The organism is Escherichia sp. MOD1-EC7003 (assembly GCF_002965065.1).
Lineage (GTDB): Bacteria > Pseudomonadota > Gammaproteobacteria > Enterobacterales > Enterobacteriaceae > Escherichia.
On the sequence record NZ_PTRE01000022.1, the window covers coordinates 1 to 2226 of the forward strand.

General features: G+C 56.3%; 2 protein-coding genes and 1 pseudogene. All 3 read right to left on the bottom strand.

All coding sequences use genetic code 11. From position 1 onward, the window contains the following. Window positions 1–30: 30 nt before the first annotated feature. Complete coding sequence (locus A7090_RS03305; protein WP_105273020.1) at window positions 31–1602, bottom strand: IS66-like element ISCro1 family transposase; 1572 nt, start codon at window positions 1600–1602, stop codon at window positions 31–33. 19 nt (window positions 1603–1621) lie between these two features. Then, a complete protein-coding gene (tnpB, locus tag A7090_RS03310) occupies window positions 1622–1969 on the bottom strand; it encodes an IS66 family insertion sequence element accessory protein TnpB (RefSeq protein ID WP_000624622.1) in 348 nt (115 codons plus the stop codon). After that, a pseudogene (locus A7090_RS03315) lies at window positions 1969–2226 on the bottom strand (IS66-like element accessory protein TnpA); the annotation flags it as partial. The pseudogene A7090_RS03315 and the gene tnpB, both read right to left, overlap by 1 nt.

Sequence of the window (2226 nt, forward strand, 5' to 3'; positions counted from 1 at the left end):
GTAAGCGGCTCGTCAGAACCGTATTGATATTTACTGAGAGCTCAGATCAACTTTCCAGGGCAACAGATCGCGTACCCGGTTTGCCGGCCAGTCCTGGATATGTTCAATGACGTAGCGCAGCCACTTTTCTGGCTCCACATTGTTCAGACGGCATGTGCCGATCAGCGAGTACAACACCGCCGCATGTTCACCACCGCTGTCGGAACCCGCGAACATCCAGTTTTTCCGGCCTACGGCCACTCCCCGTAAGGCGTTCTCTGCGATGTTGTTGTCGATTTCCACCTGGCCATTACTGCAGTACACGTTCAGTGCATCCCACTGTTTCAGCAGGTATGCGAACGCTTTTGCCGTATCTGAGTGACGCGACAGTGTTTTCATCTGTTGCTGTATCCAGTCATACAGTGACTGCATCAGTGGCGCGGCTCTGGTTTTTCTTGCCGCCAGACGCTGTTCTGCTGAACAGCCCCGGACCTCTGCCTCGATGGCATACAGTTCACCGATACGCTGCAGGGCTTCCGTGGTGATGTCGGTGGGCGCTCTTGCATGCACATCGTGGATTTTTCTCCGGGCATGAGCCATACACGCGGCTTCCGTTATTCTGCCGGATTCGTATAACGCCCGGTAACCACCGTAAGCATCGGCCTGAAGCACACCGCTGTAACCGGCCAGGTGATTTTGTGGATGGATACCTTTCCGGTCCGGACTGTACGCGAACCAGACCGCCGGGGGCATCTGTGAACCGGCGTTACGGTCATCACGGACGTAGACCCACAGCCGGGCTGTCCGGGTTTTACCGCTGCCCGCCTCCTGGACCGGGACGGGGATATCATCAGCATGGACTTTACCGGGCATCAGCACATACTGGCGCAGGACGTCATACAGCGGCTCCAGTAGTTCAGCAACGGCACCAGTCCAGCGCCCCAGTGTGGCACGGCTCAGCTCCACACCCTGACGGCGGTATATCTCTGACTGGCGGTATAACGGCAGATGGTCTGCATATTTTCCGGTGACGACATGGGCCAGGAGCCCCGCTCCGGCATAACTGCGTGCAATGGGTTTTGAAGGCACCGGTGCCTGCACGATATGGTCGCACCGGCAACAGGCCAGTTTCGGACGTTGTGTTTCGATAACCTTAAAGGCGCTGCTGATAAGCTCCAGTTGCTCTGACACATCACATCCCAGAGAACTGAGTTCACCACCACAGGCAGGACAGCATTCCTCTTCCGGCCGGATAACCCGGGTTTCACGGGGAAGTGAGGCCGGTAACGGTTTACGGGCTGAAGACTGGCGCAGGGCGGATGGCAGTACCGGGTCATATTGCTCACCCAGCGTTTCCGCCATTTCTTCCTGAAGTGCGCTGATTCGCTCCTGTGCTTCCTGTATCTGCCGTTCGGTTTTTGCACGAAGTTTTTCTGAGCTTTTACCGAACTGCATACGTTGCAGTTTCGCAACCAGCGCCTTCAGCCGGTTGATTTCGGAAGCATAAGCCGCCACCCGCTGTGAGAGCAGGCGGTTGTATTCAGCCATCTGGCGTATGGTGTCCTGTTGCGTCTGCAACAGTGCCCGCAGGCGGGCGTTCTCATGAGCAAGTGAGGTGTCCATATCCTCACTTTACAACGGGTTATATGCGGATTCCAGCGCGTTCCGTTCGTTTCGGGTGCTTCCAGTTGATACCTTCAAGAAGCATGGATAACTGAGCCGGAGTAAGGTGCACCTTGCCGTCACGGGTGACTGGCCAGACGAAGCGGCCCCGCTCCAGGCGTTTGGTGAAGAGGCACAGTCCGTCACTGTCAGCCCACAACACTTTTATCTGGTCACCCCGGCGTCCGCGGAAGATGAACAGGTGTCCGGAGAACGGGTCATCCTTCAGGACGTTCTGAACTTTTGATGCCAGGCCGTTAAAACCATTTCGCATATCGGTGATACCGGCAACCAGCCAGATACGCGAACCGGCAGGGAGAGATATCATCAGTGGCTGCTCCCTTTCATTTCGCGGATAAGTGTCTGTAATAACGCCGGCGTCAGTTTACCTTTAAGCCTGAGAGTTCCGGCCGGCAGAACCAGCTCACAACACAGACTGTCGGACGGTGTATTTATCTGCTCTGGTTCCTGTGCGGGGGCCGGGATTTTATTATCCGGCTCCGGCGTTAACGTCACGGGAAGCAGTGCCGGCATATTTTTTCCGGAAGGCAGCAGGCCACCTTTCCGGTATTGATGGCGCCAGTT